Annotated in this window: 13 protein-coding genes; 7 read left to right on the forward strand and 6 right to left on the reverse strand. The window is 69.1% G+C overall.

What is annotated here, in order from left to right:
- Positions 1–3: 3 nt before the first annotated feature.
- The 4 genes from NWP09_RS00105 to NWP09_RS00120 all read left to right on the forward strand — a co-directional run bounded on the left by NWP09_RS00105 (position 4) and on the right by NWP09_RS00120 (position 4,460).
- Entirely contained in the window at positions 4–204 is a 201-nt protein-coding gene (locus NWP09_RS00105; RefSeq protein WP_258273510.1) for a 4-oxalocrotonate tautomerase family protein, read from the forward strand.
- A 17-nt stretch (positions 205–221) separates the two neighbouring features.
- A complete protein-coding gene (locus NWP09_RS00110; protein ID WP_258273511.1) occupies positions 222–1,268 on the forward strand; it encodes an LLM class flavin-dependent oxidoreductase in 1,047 nt (348 codons plus the stop codon).
- A 143-nt stretch (positions 1,269–1,411) separates the two neighbouring features.
- Positions 1,412–3,106, forward strand: coding sequence for a BCCT family transporter (locus NWP09_RS00115; protein ID WP_309137085.1), 1,695 nt, complete (start codon positions 1,412–1,414; stop codon positions 3,104–3,106).
- Between the two features lie 187 nt (positions 3,107–3,293).
- The gene (locus NWP09_RS00120) at positions 3,294–4,460 is read left to right on the forward strand and encodes a TM2 domain-containing protein (RefSeq protein ID WP_258273512.1); all 1,167 of its coding nucleotides are present in this window, start codon (positions 3,294–3,296) and stop codon (positions 4,458–4,460) included.
- Between the two features lie 103 nt (positions 4,461–4,563).
- Here the strand turns inward: NWP09_RS00120 and NWP09_RS00125 are convergent, their stop codons facing one another.
- On the reverse strand, positions 4,564–5,838 hold the full coding sequence (locus tag NWP09_RS00125) for an MFS transporter (RefSeq protein ID WP_258273513.1): 1,275 nt from the start codon (positions 5,836–5,838) through the stop codon (positions 4,564–4,566).
- A gap of 212 nt (positions 5,839–6,050) precedes the next feature.
- Between NWP09_RS00125 and NWP09_RS00130 the strand changes: the two genes are divergently transcribed.
- Positions 6,051–6,734 (forward strand): GntR family transcriptional regulator, encoded by a 684-nt coding sequence (locus NWP09_RS00130; protein WP_258273514.1) that lies wholly within the window; start codon positions 6,051–6,053, stop codon positions 6,732–6,734.
- Between the two features lie 60 nt (positions 6,735–6,794).
- On the opposite strand, the gene NWP09_RS00135 is transcribed toward NWP09_RS00130, so the two are convergent.
- From NWP09_RS00135 to NWP09_RS00155, 5 genes are read right to left on the reverse strand one after another with little or no spacing between them, the layout of a single operon-like run.
- Positions 6,795–7,175: a cupin domain-containing protein gene (locus NWP09_RS00135; protein ID WP_258273515.1), complete on the reverse strand. Its 381-nt coding sequence runs from the start codon at positions 7,173–7,175 to the stop codon at positions 6,795–6,797.
- A 14-nt stretch (positions 7,176–7,189) separates the two neighbouring features.
- Positions 7,190–8,239, reverse strand: coding sequence for a Gfo/Idh/MocA family protein (locus tag NWP09_RS00140; RefSeq protein WP_258273516.1), 1,050 nt, complete (start codon positions 8,237–8,239; stop codon positions 7,190–7,192).
- Positions 8,239–9,111: a sugar phosphate isomerase/epimerase gene (locus NWP09_RS00145; protein WP_258273517.1), complete on the reverse strand. Its 873-nt coding sequence runs from the start codon at positions 9,109–9,111 to the stop codon at positions 8,239–8,241. Before NWP09_RS00145 ends, NWP09_RS00140 begins: the two co-directional genes overlap by 1 nt.
- The gene (locus NWP09_RS00150; protein WP_258273518.1) at positions 9,108–9,941 is read right to left on the reverse strand and encodes a phosphoenolpyruvate hydrolase family protein; all 834 of its coding nucleotides are present in this window, start codon (positions 9,939–9,941) and stop codon (positions 9,108–9,110) included. Before NWP09_RS00150 ends, NWP09_RS00145 begins: the two co-directional genes overlap by 4 nt.
- A 2-nt stretch (positions 9,942–9,943) precedes the next feature.
- Complete coding sequence (locus tag NWP09_RS00155) at positions 9,944–11,170, reverse strand: Tm-1-like ATP-binding domain-containing protein (protein WP_258273519.1); 1,227 nt, start codon at positions 11,168–11,170, stop codon at positions 9,944–9,946.
- 338 nt (positions 11,171–11,508) lie between these two features.
- Between NWP09_RS00155 and NWP09_RS00160 the strand changes: the two genes are divergently transcribed.
- A complete protein-coding gene (locus NWP09_RS00160; protein WP_258273520.1) occupies positions 11,509–12,480 on the forward strand; it encodes a nucleoside hydrolase in 972 nt (323 codons plus the stop codon).
- 5 nt (positions 12,481–12,485) lie between these two features.
- A complete protein-coding gene (locus NWP09_RS00165; RefSeq protein WP_258273521.1) occupies positions 12,486–13,820 on the forward strand; it encodes an extracellular solute-binding protein in 1,335 nt (444 codons plus the stop codon).
- The last annotated feature ends 5 nt before the right edge of the window (positions 13,821–13,825 follow it).

Consider the following 13,825-nt stretch of genomic DNA (forward strand, 5'->3'; position numbering starts at 1 on the left):
ACCATGCCGCTCATCGACGTCTCCATCGCCCGCGGACGCAGCCCCGAGCAGCTGCGCGCGCTCATGCACGCGCTCCACGCGGCCGCCGAGACCACCGTCGGCGCCGCATCCGAGAACATCACCGTCATCGTTCGCGAGGTCGAGCGCGAGCACTGGTCGCGCACCGACACCACCGTCGCCGAGCGCGACGCCAGCAGCACGTAGAGAGAAGGAGAGGAATCATGCGCTTTTCGCTGTTCGTCCACATGGAGCGGTGGGACGACACCGTCCCGCACCAGCAGTCGTGGGAGGACCTCACCGAGCTCGTGCTCGCCGCCGAGGCCGGCGGCTTCGACAAGGTGTGGATCGGTGAGCACCACGCGATGGAGTACACGATCTCACCCAACCCGATGGTGCAGCTGGCGTATCTCGCCGCCCGCACCGAGCGCATCCGCCTCGGTGCCGGCACGATCATCGCCCCCTTCTGGAACCCCATCCGGGCGGCGGGCGAGGCGGCCCTGCTCGACGTCATCAGCGGCGGCCGCGCCGAGATCGGCCTGGCGCGCGGCGCCTACCAGTACGAGTTCGACCGGCTGGTGCCCGGCGTCGCCGCGACCGACGGCGGCGCGCACCTGCGCGAGATCGTGCCGGCGATCCGCAAGCTGTGGGAGGGCGACTACGCGCACGACGGAGAGATCTGGCAGTTCCCGACCTCGACGAGCGTGCCGAAGCCGGTGCAGCCGGAGGGCGTGCCGATGTGGATCGCCGCGCGCGACCCCTCCTCGCACGACTTCGCGGTCGCGAACGGCTGCAACGTGATGGTGACGCCGCTGGCGAAGGGCGACGAGGAGGTGCAGGCGCTGGTCGACAAGTTCGAGACCGCCATCGCCGCCCACCCCGAGATCGAGCGCCGCCCCGAGATCATGGTGCTGCGACACACGCACGTGCACGGCGAGAACGACCCGGAGGGCTGGCGCGCTCCGGCCGAGGCCATCAACCGCTTCTACCGCACCTTCGACGCGGTGTTCGGCAACAAGGTCGAGGCCGTCAACGGCTTCCACGAGCCGAGCCCGGAGTCGAAGTTCGCCGAGCGCCCCGAGTTCCAGCCCGAGAGCCTGCACCGCACGGCGATGATCGGCACGCCCGCCGAGGTCATCGAGCGGCTGCGGCAGTACGAGGCGATGGGCGTCGACGAGTACAGCTTCTGGATCGACAACTCGATGCCGCACGAGGCCAAGGCGGCCTCGCTGCGCATGTTCATCGACGAGGTGGTGCCCGCCTTCCAGTGAGACCGAGGTGACGGATGCGGCGGCCGCGCCCGCGCATCCGTCACCGCCCCAGATCCGGCTGACCGGCATCCGCCGGTCACCCTGCAGCACGACCCTGCAGCACGACCCAGCAGCACGGCAACACAACGGAGTGGAGCAAGACCATGGACAAGCAGACGAAGCCGCAGGAGCGGCGGTCGGGCCGCGGGCCCGGCTATGAGGCGTACGCCGACCCCGATGACCCGGAGTTCGCCGGCCACGGCATGGAGCCGACCGGCGAGCCCAGCGAAGCGCAGGCGAAGGCCGAGGCGATGCGGCACCGGCCGGGGGTGGTCTTCTGGGTCTCGATCGGCTTGATCCTCGCGTTCGTCGCGTGGGCCGCGCTCTCGCCCGATTCGCTGAACGCGACGATGACGGCCGCCATCGGCTGGACCACCGACTCGCTGGGCTGGTCGTATCTGGTGGTCACCACCGGGTGCATCGCGCTGCTCGTCTACCTCGCGTTCAGCCGCTTCGGTCGCATTCGCCTGGGTGCCGACACCGATCGGCCGGAGTTCAGCACCTGGGCGTGGCTGGCGATGATCCTCTCGGCCGTGATGGGCATCGGCCTCATCAGCTACGGCGTCGCCGAGCCGATCTCGCACTTCATCACGCCCCCGCACGGCCTCGCCGAGGCCGGCACGCAGGAGGCCGCGGTCGTCGCGATGCAGTTCTCGTACTTCGACTGGGGCCCCCACGCGTGGGCGGTGTTCGGGGTCTTCGGCCTCGCGATCGCCTACTCGACGCACCGCAAGGGCAACACCGGACTCGTCTCGCCGATGCTGCGGCCGGTGTTCGGCGACCGCGTCGACGGCCCGCTCGGCAACGTCATCGACGTGTTCGCGATCATCGCGACGCTGTTCGGCACCACCACCTCGCTCGGCCTCGGCGCCTCGCAGATCACCGAGGGGCTCAACCGAGTGTTCGGGCTGCCGACCGAGATGTTCATCCAGGTGCTGATCATCGCGGTCATCACCCTCATCTTCACGCTCTCGGCGCTGTCGGGCGTGAACCGCGGCATCAAGTACATCAGCCAGTTCACGATGGGCGCCTCGGTGCTGTTGGGCCTGTTCGTGTTCCTGGTCGGCCCGACGAGCTTCAACTCGAACCTCTTCGTGCGCTCGACCGGCTCTTACGTGGGCAACTTCTTCGAGATGAGCTTCATCACGCCGCTCTCGAGCGGTGACTCGGAGTGGATGCAGTGGTGGACCTACTTCATGATGGCGTGGTGGCTCAGCTGGGGCGCCTTCGTGGGTGTCTTCCTGGCGAAGATCTCGCGCGGCCGCACGGTGCGGCAGTTCGTGCTGGGCGTCATGATCGTGCCGAGCCTGGTGTTCTTCGGCTGGTTCACGATCTTCGGCGGCGCCGCGATCAGCTTCGACATGGAGAACGGCGGCCAGATCGGCGCGGCGACGAGCGAGAACATCAACTCGGCCTTCTTCGAGATGCTCGGCAACCTGCCGCTCGTGGGCATCACCTCGGTGGTCGCGATCATCCTGGTGGTGCTGTTCTTCATCTCGGGTGCCGACGCGAACACGTTCGTGCTGAGCATGCTGTCGTCGCGCGGCTCGCTCGAGCCGACGAAGCCGGTGCTCACCATCTGGGGCGCGCTGACCGGTGTCTGCGCGGTGCTGCTGCTGCTGATGGGCGGCCTCGGCGCGCTGCAGCAGGCGGCGATACTCTCGGCCCTGCCGTTCACGATCATCGTCGCGCTGCTGGGCTACTCGCTCATCCACCAGCTGCGACGCGACGCGCACTTCGACCGGATGCGCGACGTGCGCCGCGAGGAGCTGCGGACGGGGACGCTGCGGCTCAAGTAGAGCGCCGTTCGCCAGCCTCGACGGCGCCGGTCTCGCAATCGCGAGGCCGGCGCCGTCTTCGCGCGTCCGTGGGTCTGTCAGTGAGTCTGCATAGGTTCGCCACAGGTCGAGACGCCCCCAGCCGATCGGCCGCCTCTCCCTCCGACCCCCGGGCCGGTGGGTTCACCCTGTCAAGAGAGAGACCTCCATGTCCTACACCAACCCCTCGCAGGGCTCCGGCCCTGCACCGGCCGGCGGCAGCATGCCGCCGCAGCCGGCCCCGCAGTACGCCGCCCCGGGCACCGCGCCCACTGCCACCGCACCCGTCGCCGGCTACCCGCCTGCGGCCGGGTACGCATCCGCCCCCGCGTTCAACGGACCGCAGGCGCCGCTCAAGAGCTTCGTCGCCACGTGGCTGTTCGCGATGCTGCTGGGCGTGCTCGGCGTCGACCGCTTCTACTTCGGGAAGGTCGGCACGGGCATCGCGAAGCTGCTCACGTTCGGCGGGCTCGGCATCTGGGCGCTCGTCGACCTGATCATCACGCTCGTCGGCAAGCAGACCGACAAGCTCGGCCGGCCGCTCGAAGGCTACGAGCAGCACAAGAAGACCGCGTGGATCGTGACCGCGGCGTGGGTGCTGCTCGGCGTCGTGGTCGGCGCGGTGAACGGCGCCACTGCCGGCAGCCGGGTGCCCGCCGCGCTGCCCGAGGTGTCGCAGTCCGCGCCGGAGCCGGCTGCCGAAGTCGAGGACGCGGCTGAGCCGGCAGCACCGGCCGAGGAGCCCGCTGACGAGCCCGCCGCTCCTGTGGAGGCGCCGGTCGACGACGCCGCCTCGTGGGCGGCCGACACGTACGGCACATTCGACGCCGTGACGCAGCAGGGCTCGGGCGACTCGATCATCGAGCTGCCCGCCGGCGCGGGCATCGTCACCGCCTCGCACAACGGGTCGGCGAACTTCATCGTGCAGGTGCTCGACGCGAGCAACGGCATGACCGGCGACCTGCTCGTGAACACCATCGGTGCCTACAGCGGCACCGCGGCGTACGGCATCACCGCGTTCGGCGAGGGCGCCCGGCTGCAGGTGACCGCCGACGGCGCGTGGGAGCTGACGATCGCCCCGATCGCGAGCGCGCCCGAGCTCGCGGAGTCCGGCGCCGGTGATGGTGTGTTCCTCTACGGCGGCGACGCCGCGGCGGCCACGCTCACGCATGACGGTTCCGCGAACTTCATCGTGCAGCAGCACAGCGACGGCTTCCTCGCGATGGGGCTGCTCGTGAACGACATCGGCGCCTACTCGGGCACCGTGCCGCTGGGCGCCGGCCCCTCGGTCGTCACCGTGATGGCCGACGGCAGCTGGACGATCTCGCTGCCGTAGACGCCGAGCCGCGCGCGAGCGCCGAGTGGGCCCCGCCAGGTGAGTGCTAGCAAGAGAAGGGCGAGTGCGCCGAAACGCACTCGCCCTTCTCCTTGGTTCCGAATCAGCGACCGACGTAGACGCCGTGCTTCCGCTTCGCGAGGATGTAGAAGACCACGCTGAGCGCACACAGCAGCGCCACGTAGGTCGGGAAGAGCCAGTACGCACCCTGCGACTGCAGCCAGACGAGGATGTACGAGGCGGTGCCGCCGAAGAGCGCCACCCCGATACCGTACCCGAGGCCGACGCCGGTGCCGCGGACGTGCTGCGGCAGCATCGAGTTGGCCACCACGACGAAGACCGTGCCGTTGAGCAGGATGAGCACGCCGCCGACAGCCATCACGAGGCCGAAGGTGCCGAGCCCGGGGCCCGAGTACAGCAGGATCAGGAAGATCGCCGGGATCGTCAGCAGGCGCGCGCCGATGAACCAGCGCGACAGCTTGATCTTGTCGAGCGTCTTGGCGAGCACGAGCGCGCCGAGGGTCAGGAAGATGCCGAGCCCGGTGGTGACCGCGAAGACACCCGTCGGGTCTTCCTCGAAGGCGCCGTTCGCGAGGTTCGGCAGGCCCGAGAGGAACGCATACATGAACGACTGCATCGCTCCGACGATGAACACGATCGCCACGACGCTCAGCCAGTGCTTGCGCACCGTCGACCACACGGCCGGGTTCGCCTGCTCGATCGGGTCAGCGGCCTCGCCGGCCTTGATGGCCGTCGTGTGCAGCGTCTCGGGCAGGGTGCGACGCAGGTAGAGGACGACGAGTCCGAGCAGGCCACCGATGATGAACGGCACGCGCCAGCCCCACTCGCCCATCAGCTCAGGCCCGAGCGCGAGGGTGATGAAGAAGGCCGACAGCGGCGCCAGCAGGTTGCCGAAGTTGTTGAAGAAGGCGAAGTAGCCTGCGACGTAGCCGGGCCGTTCACGGACGAGCTCGAGCGCGTAGGCGGTTCCGAGCGGCGCCTCGATGCCCGCGGAGAGGCCCTGCAGCAGGCGCATGACCACGACCGTGATGGGCGCGAGGTAGCCGATCGTCTCGAAATCGGGCAGCACACCGATCACGAGGCTCGCGCCCGCGACCGCGGCGATCGCGCCGATCATGATGCGCTTGCGGCCGATGCGATCGGCCATGAAGCCGAACACCACGCCGCCGATGGGGCGGGCGATGAAGCCCACCGCGAAGACCGCGAGTGCGTTGAGCGTGGACGCGAGCACGCTGTCGGCCGGGAAGAACGCCGCGCCGATGTAGACCGACAGCAGGCCGAACATCGCCCAGTCGAACCACTCGAGCGCGTGGCCCCAGCTGAGCGCCAGCAGGTGGCGGCGCTCATGCTTGGGCACGGCACCCAGCTTCACCGGCGTCACGCGGGCTTCGCCTCCGGAAGTCGAATCTACGAGCATCGTTGCCCTTTCAAGTGAGTCGAGATGCACTGCGATGTGCATCCATGGATGCTGGCATACCAAATACCACCACGTCAAGTCTGGTATACCATGAACACTGAGCGGACGCTGCGCCTTGCGCTCGCGATAGCATGCGGCCGAGGGAGGCCCTGATGACCCAATGGAGCAGTGACCCGCGCACGGTCAACGAAGTGGCGTTCGACCGGCTGCGGCAACTCATCCTGAGCGGCCAGCTCGTGATGGGCGAGCGCCTCGACGAGCGCTCGCTCGCCGAGCGCATCGACGTCAGCCGCACGCCGCTCCGCGAGGCCATCGCCCGCATGGCGAGCCTCGGCGTCGTCGAGCAGCGCGCCTACCGCGGCGCGTTCCTCCGCGTCTTCACCCGCACCCAGGTCGCGGAGCTCTACGAGCTGCGCAAGGTGATGGAAGGGCTCGCCGCGCGGAAGGCGGCGGGCACGATCACGCCCGCTGAGCTCGACGAGCTGGCCGAGATCATCGATCGCGGCACCGCCGCGCTCGGTGTCGACGACACCGAGCAGTTCGAGGCGGCCGACCGCGAGTTCCACGCCCTGATCGTGCGGGTGGCCGGCAGCGCACTGCTGACCGAGCACCTTAAGAACCTCGAGCTGCGCATCCAGCTCGTGCGCCACCTCGTCAACGTCGAGCACGACGTCGCGGCGCACACGGTAGACGACCGGCAGCGCGTGCACGACGCGCTCGCAGCCGGTGACGCCGCGGCCGCCGAGGCCGCGATGATCGAGCACATCGCCGCGGTCGAGACCGAAGCGCTGCGACGCCTGCCCGCCACGACGGATGCGGAGACCGTCGCGGTCTGAGCGCGCACGGCAGAGGCCGGGGTCGCCGTCGAGATGACAGCGACCCCGGCCTCTACGGGTTCAGGACTCCTCGCCCTCCGTGGTGCGGTAGGCGGTGGAGAAGACGATGCTCAGCTCGGCCTGGCCCTCGCCGACGTTCCGCGCGTTGTGCACGACGCCCTGCGGGATCGAGATGACGTCGCCCTCCTCCATCGGGAACTCCTGGTCGTTCCAGGTGTGGATGATGCTGCCCTTGCGCACCGTCAGCACCTCGTCGCTCGTGGGGTGCCAGTGACGACCGTTGGCCTGGCCCGGGTCGAGCACGCACAGACCCACGGTGAGCTTCTCGGAGTTGCCGATCGCAGCCGAGACGTACCACTCGAGCCGGCCCCAGGGCTGGGGCTCGATGATGTGCTGATCCTTCGTGCGAAGGGTGTGCGGGGTGTCGATCTTGTCGTTCATGGTGTTCCTCTTCTTCAGTCGTTGATGGCGACGGGGGTGCCGTCGGATTGCAGCGCGGCCTCGAAGACCTGCATGACGTTGCGGGCGAACTCGAGCGTCGAGAGCTCGGCGGGCCGCCCCTCGAGCACGCAGTCGAGGAAGTAGCGCAGCTCCCCGTACATGCCCTGCGTGAACAGCGCCTTGTTCTCGAGCGTGTTGTACGAGTCCTGCGCCTCCCAGACGATGGCGCCGTGGTCGGTGCCCTCGGGAGCGAAGGTCGTGCCGGCAACGTAGCTGTGCGGGATGTTGCGCTGGTAGGTGACCGTGCGCGTGTTGCGGATCTCGACGCTCTGCCCGTCACCGATGAGCGTGTAGCGCTCGGACGGCTGGAACATCGGCGCGCTGTCAGCCAGGTGCAGCGCGGTGATGTTGCCGCCCTCGTGCCGGATGATGAGCGCGCCGGAGTTGTCGTCGGCGCGGTGCGTCGTCACCTCGACGGCGCGGCCGCCGAGCGAGAGCAGCAGAGCGGTCGGGTGGCAGCCGTCGACGAGCCAGCGGTTGTTCTCGCCGCGGGCGATGAACTCGGCGTCGCCGCGCGGGATGCTCATGGGGTAGACCGCCGAGGTCGAGTGGAGCTTGCCGAACTCCGGCAGCCCCGTGAGCTCGCGCGTCTTCACCGCAGCCGGCATGAACACCTTCTTGTAGCCGACCACGGCGATGCGGTCTCCGCGCGCCTCGATCATCGAGTCGACATCCGCCACGCTCGTGCCCACCGGCTTCTCCAGCCAGACGTGCAGCCCGGCTTCGAAGGCCTCGCGCGCGAGCCGCGGGTGCAGCTGCGGAGAGACGCACAGGAGCACCGCGTCGAGATCCTCGGAGGCGTACATCTCGGCCGTGCTCTGGTACGAGCGCTCGACGCCGTACTGCTTGGCCGTCGCGTCGGCGAGGTCCTTGTCGAGATCGGTCACGGCGACCAGGTCGACCGGCAGGAAGGTGAGCGTCGGCAGCAGGTTGCGGTAGCTGTGCGAGCCGAGCCCGACGACGCCGACGCGCACGCGCCGCTCGAATTCCCTCTGGTAGCTCATCAGCGGATCCCCTCCACGTTCGCGCGCAGGAAGTCCACGTCGCGCTTGACCAGGTTGTCGTAGTCGTAGCCCGGCTTGTTCTCCCCGTGCTGCGACGGGTTGAGGCAGATCACGGGCGAGACGCCGTCCGCGACGACGCGGCTGGTGATGCCGACGACATCGTAGGTCGAGTCCTCGAGCGAGCTGTTCCACTTGAGGCGCAGGTCGTCGCCCTCGTGCTGCCCGCCCTTGAGGTGGAAGTAGTGGATGAGCGGCTTGAGCTGCTCGTAGTCGTCCTGCGTCGGGAAGACGCCCGTCGCCCACTGGTTGTTGATGTCCCAGGTCAGCGAGACCTCAGGACGGTCGAGCCACTCGAAGAAGTCGACGAAGTCCTGCGTGCGCGAGAGGAAACTCACGTTGGCCTCGTTCTCGATCGTCGCGGTCAGGCCTGCGGCGGCGATCCGGTCGACGACCTCGCGGTACTGCTCGATGAGCCACGGGTAGTCGCGCTTGAGGATCTCGACCGCGGAGGCGTCGGCCTCGCGACCGGGCAGCTGCGCCGCGATGATGCGCACGAGCCGCGGCTGGAAGACCTCGGCGATCTCGAGGATGTGGTCGAGCGCCCCGACATGCTTCTCGCGGAAGGCCTGCTCGCCCTCGGTCACGTCGCCGTAGAAGATGCTGGTCGAGAGGCAGAAGACCTCGAGCCCGGCCTCATCGGCGGCGCGCTTGGCCTCCCGGGCCTCGTCGACCGTGATGTCCTTGACCCACTTGCCGGCGATGCCGTCGCGGATGTCAAGGTGGCGGATGCCCCACTCCTTGTGCTTCGCGATCGCGGCGTCGAAGTCCGGGTCGGCCATCGCGTTGAGCATCGTGAGCTCTGCTGTCGTCATGCTGCTGCCTCCATGCTGATGTTCTTGAATCCCTTGAGCTGCTCGGTGATGGCGCGCTCGGTGGGGAGCCGCTCCATGCTCGACGCGCCGAAGAAGCCGTCGACGCCCGTCGTGCGCTGCAGCACGTACGCCGCGTCCTCCTGCTCGGCGATCGGTCCGCCGTGGCAGAGCACGATCACGTCGTCGCGCACCTCGACCGCGGCGTCGCGGATGGCCTGCACGCGCTCGACGGCGTCATCGAGCGAGAGCGCCGTCTTCGCGCCGATCGCGCCGTTGGTGGTGAGGCCGACGTGGATGACGATGATGTCGGCGCCCGCCTCCACCATCTTGCGCGCCTGCTCCTCGTCGAAGACGTAGGGCGAGGTGAGCATGTCCTGCGCGTGCGCCTCGCGGATGGCCTCGACCTCGAGGTCGTAGCCCATGCCCGTCTCCTCGAGGTTCTGACGGAAGACGCCGTCGATCAGGCCGACGGTCGGGAAGTTCTGCACGCCGGCGAAGCCGAGGTCCTTCAGCTCGCGGATGAAGCGGGGCATCGAGCGGAACGGGTCGGTGCCGCAGACGCCGGCGAGCACCGGAGTGTCGTTGACGATCGTGTTCACCTCGTTGGCCATCTCCACGACGATGCCGTTGGCGTCGCCGTACGGCATGAGGCCGGCGAGCGAGCCGCGGCCGGCCATGCGGTAACGACCCGAGTTGTAGATGATGATCAGGTCGGCGCCGCCCTGCTCGGCGCACTTGGCCGAGAGGCCGGTGCCTGCGCCGGCGCCGATCACCGGCGAGCCGGCTGCGATCTGCTCGCGGATCTTCGCGAGCGCTGTCTTGCGGTCCATGGTCATTCGCCCTTCTGGTTGCTGCGGATGGCGCGGTCGAGGGCGTCTGCCATCTCGACTGCGAGTTCTTGGTCGTTGACGTCCACGTCGCGACGGACGACGCGGATCGCCGGGTCGAGCTCGCTCGTCAGGGTCTCGACGAAGGCGGCGTCGGCCGCCGGGTCGAAGAAGGCGCCGCCCTCGATGTCGATACCCGAGAAGCCCGCTTCGGGCAGGAAGACGATCGTCGCCTCGCGGTCATGGCGCGCATTGAGGCGGCTGGCCATGCGGCGGGCGATCTCCTGCAGCTCCTCCGCGGAGGTGCGCATGAGCGTGACCGAGTCGTTGTGGTGGTAGAACGTGCGCCCCTCGTGCTCGGCCGGCACGGTCGAGGCGGGGCCGAAGTTCACCATGTCGAGCGCACCGGCGCTCACGACGTGCGGCACCCCGGCGTGACCGGCCGCGGTGAGCCGCGACGGGCTCGCCGCGAACACGCCGCCCACGAGCTCGTCCGCGAGCTCGGTGGTGGTGATGTCGAGCACGCCGACAGCCAGGCCGGCTTCGACGATCGCCTCCATCGAGTCGCCGCCGGCGCCGGTCGCGTGGAAGACCAGCACCTCGTAGCCGAGCGACTCGAGCCGCTCGCGCGCCGCGGTGACCGCGGGCGTCGTCAGCCCGAACATCGACGCGGTGATCACCGGCTTCGCGTCGATGCTCGGCCGCTTGGCGAGCGCCATGCCGGCGATGGCACCGGCCGCGTTGCTGAGGATCGGCGCCGAGATGGCATTCACTCCGGCGATGTCGACCACCGAGTACATCATCGTGATGTCCTTGGCGCCGACGTAGTGCCGCGTCTCGCCGGAGGCGACGGTCGAGACGATCAGCTTCGGGAAGCCGACGGGCAGCGCGCGCATCACCTGTGAGGCGAGCGTCGTGCCGCCGGTGCCACCCAGTGCGAGGACGCCGGCGATCTGCTCGGACTCGACGAGGTCGACGACGAGCTTCGTCGCGCCGCGAGCCATCGAGGCGATCGCGGAGCCCCGGTCGGCCTGCTGCCGGACCTCCTCCAGGCTCATGCCCGCGGCTTCGGCGACCGCTTCCCGCGCGATGTGGGCCGCGAGCTGCGACTCCCCCAGCACGCCCACGTCGATGTAGAGGGGCTCGACGCCCATCGTCGACAGCACCTCGCCGGCGTACTCGTACTCAGCCCCCTTCGTGTCGAAGGTGCCCAGCAGCGCCACAGTGACCATTCGTTGCCTCCTCGCAACTCGCTTGGTTTCTTGTATACCAGATGTCGACCGATCGCGCATCCCCGGGCACAGCAGCCGCCGCCGTGGCAGCGGGTGCGGCGGCGCGCGTATGGCGGGATCGCGACGTGCGGCCCGGAAGAATCGACGGTGTGGACCGCGCGCTCGGCGCGCGGATACCTCATCTCTCCGGCGCCCAGCTTCGCGCGCCTGTGAGATCACTTCAACTGATGCAGTGCGCCCACTTCTCCTATTGGCGTTGATGACCGGCGCCGATTTACAGTGGCCCCTATCGGCGGATCCAGCCGTCCGATCGGCGCAACGATGCGATTGGGAACACCATGCGGCCCATCATTCTCGATGTCGACACCGGCAACGACGATGCCGTCGCGATCGCCATGGCGGTCGGCGCATCCGGCCTCGACGTGCTCGGCTGCACGACCGCGTTGGGCAACCTGACGCTCTCGCAGACGACCGACAACACGCTGCGCACGCTCGACGCGCTCGGCCGCAGCGACGTGCCGGTCTACGCCGGGCGCGCGAAGCCGCTCGTGCCGCGGCCGTACCCGTTCGCTCCCGGCCGCTCCAGCGGCCTCATGCACGAGGCGACCCTGCCGCTCGCGGCCGCCGGGCGAGGCGCGGCCCACGAGGGCGCCGTCGACTGGATCGTGTCGACCCTGCGCGCCGCCACGGAGCCCATCACGATCGTCGCAGTGGCGCCCCTGACGAACATCGCGGCAGCCGTGATCGCGGCGCCCGACATCGTCGAGCACGTCGACGAGCTCGTGATCATGGGCGGCGGCCACGAGTTCGGCAACCGCACGCCGGCTGCCGAGTTCAACATCTACGCCGACCCGACGGCGGCCGACGTCGTCTTCCAGGCCGGCTTCGAGCGCACCGTCGTGATGCCGCTCGACGCGACCCACGACGTCGTCATGGACCGCGCGATGCTCGAGCGGCTCGACGCGCTCGGCACCCCGGGCGGCAGCACGGTCGCAGCGGTGCTCGACTTCTACATCACCGGACACGACCTCACGCACCCGATGGAACAGGCCGCATCGGCCCCCGTGCATGACGCGCTCTGCATCGCCTACCTCATGGATCCGGAGGTCGTCGAGCTGCGCCACGTGCACGCGAGCGTCGACACGACGAGCTTCCACAACTACGGGCGCACCACCGTCGACGTCAACCAGCGGCTGGACGCCGAGCCCAACATCTGGTGGGCGTTCTCGGCCGACCAGGCTCGGTTCGACCGCGCACTCCTCTCCTCCCTGCAATCAGCCTCGTCCAACGAAGGACCCGGAAAGAAATGAGCACTATGAAGCACACCACGAAGCGAGCCAGGGGCGCCGTCATCGCGCTCTCGCTGGCCGCAGTCATGACGGTCGCCGGCTGCGCGACCGCCGGCGGTCAGCCGCAGGCCGGCCCCGCGACCGAGGAGTGCCCCGACGGCACCACGACGCTGCACGGCATCACGTCGACCTCGGGCTACCCGCTCGACTCGCAGATCGAGTGGTACACCGAGGCGAACCCCTGCGTCACCATCGAGATGCAGCGCGTGCCCTTCGACCAGCTCGGCGAGACGATCTCGGTGCAGGCCGCCGGCGGCGCGCCCCTCGACCTGATCGGCTACGACGGCCCGTGGACGAAGAACTACGCCGCCCTCGGCGTGCTCGCGCCGCTCGACGAGTACATCCCCGAGGAGTTCTACGACGACGTGCTCCCGACGACGCTCGCCGAGCACTCGTGGAACGAGCAGGTGTACTCCACCGGCCTGCAGACCAGCGGCATCGGCCTGTTCTACAACAAGACGCTCACCGATGCCGCGGGCATCGAGGTGCCTACCTCGCTCGACGAGGCGTGGACCTGGGACGAGGCGCACGAGGCGATGCTCGCCTGCCAGCAGGGTGAGCCCGGCTCGCCCGAGGTGTGGGGTCTCGCCGGCTCGCGCTACGGCACCGGAGCCCTCAACGCGTGGCTGCCGATGCTGCGCGGCTACGGCGACCCGACCGCACCCGAGGGCTCGAGCGCCGCGAACACCTTCGCCGCGATCTCCGAGGACGGCCTCATCGTCGACGGCTACCTCAACACACCGGAGATGATCGACGGCGCGACCGCGTTCCAGACGCTCTTCCAGGGCGACACCGCGGTGAGCCCGCAGACGCCCATCCCCGACTCGTTCCTCAACGGCACGGCATGCTTCGACCTCGACATCCCCTACCTCGCGGGCGACCTGGAAGAGGCTGGCGTCGACTTCGAGTGGGGCGTCGCCCCGGTGCCGCACACGGTCACCCCGATCGTGCACACCGGTTCGATCACCGTGGGTGTCGCGGCTCGCTCGGAGAACATCGAGGCGGCTGCCGACGTGGTCGTGCAGATCTCCGGCCAGGAGCTCGCGCAGCGCTACGCCGAGGAGGCCGGCGTGCTGCCGGTGCGCAACTCGGTGATCGACGCCATCCCGACCCTGCACGAGGCACCCATGGAGATCCCGGTGCAGCAGCTGCGCGAGTGGGGGGAGCCCCGACCGCAGACGACCTCGTACCTGGCGTACGACCAGTTCGTGACGGACGCGCTCGCGGACATCGCCTACGGCGCCGACCCCGAGCAGCGCCTGAACCAGCTCGTCCAGGAGCTCACGCCCAACCTCCGCTGACCCCG

The sequence above is a fragment of the Agrococcus sp. HG114 genome (assembly GCF_024723325.1).
Taxonomy (GTDB): domain Bacteria; phylum Actinomycetota; class Actinomycetes; order Actinomycetales; family Microbacteriaceae; genus Agrococcus.

What these genes read in the sequence shown, in the direction of transcription:
- NWP09_RS00160 (WP_258273520.1), top strand. Translation starts at nt 11,509, where the DNA reads ATGCGGCCCATCATTCTCGATGTCGACACCGGCAACGACGATGCCGTC.
- NWP09_RS00130 (WP_258273514.1), top strand. Translation starts at nt 6,051, where the DNA reads ATGACCCAATGGAGCAGTGACCCGCGCACGGTCAACGAAGTGGCGTTC.
- NWP09_RS00140 (WP_258273516.1), bottom strand. Translation starts at nt 8,239, where the DNA reads ATGAGCTACCAGAGGGAATTCGAGCGGCGCGTGCGCGTCGGCGTCGTC.
- NWP09_RS00135 (WP_258273515.1), bottom strand. Translation starts at nt 7,175, where the DNA reads ATGAACGACAAGATCGACACCCCGCACACCCTTCGCACGAAGGATCAG.
- NWP09_RS00145 (WP_258273517.1), bottom strand. Translation starts at nt 9,111, where the DNA reads ATGACGACAGCAGAGCTCACGATGCTCAACGCGATGGCCGACCCGGAC.
- NWP09_RS00115 (WP_309137085.1), top strand. Translation starts at nt 1,412, where the DNA reads ATGGACAAGCAGACGAAGCCGCAGGAGCGGCGGTCGGGCCGCGGGCCC.
- NWP09_RS00165 (WP_258273521.1), top strand. Translation starts at nt 12,486, where the DNA reads ATGAAGCACACCACGAAGCGAGCCAGGGGCGCCGTCATCGCGCTCTCG.
- NWP09_RS00155 (WP_258273519.1), bottom strand. Translation starts at nt 11,170, where the DNA reads ATGGTCACTGTGGCGCTGCTGGGCACCTTCGACACGAAGGGGGCTGAG.
- NWP09_RS00150 (WP_258273518.1), bottom strand. Translation starts at nt 9,941, where the DNA reads ATGGACCGCAAGACAGCGCTCGCGAAGATCCGCGAGCAGATCGCAGCC.
- NWP09_RS00120 (WP_258273512.1), top strand. Translation starts at nt 3,294, where the DNA reads ATGTCCTACACCAACCCCTCGCAGGGCTCCGGCCCTGCACCGGCCGGC.
- NWP09_RS00110 (WP_258273511.1), top strand. Translation starts at nt 222, where the DNA reads ATGCGCTTTTCGCTGTTCGTCCACATGGAGCGGTGGGACGACACCGTC.
- NWP09_RS00105 (WP_258273510.1), top strand. Translation starts at nt 4, where the DNA reads ATGCCGCTCATCGACGTCTCCATCGCCCGCGGACGCAGCCCCGAGCAG.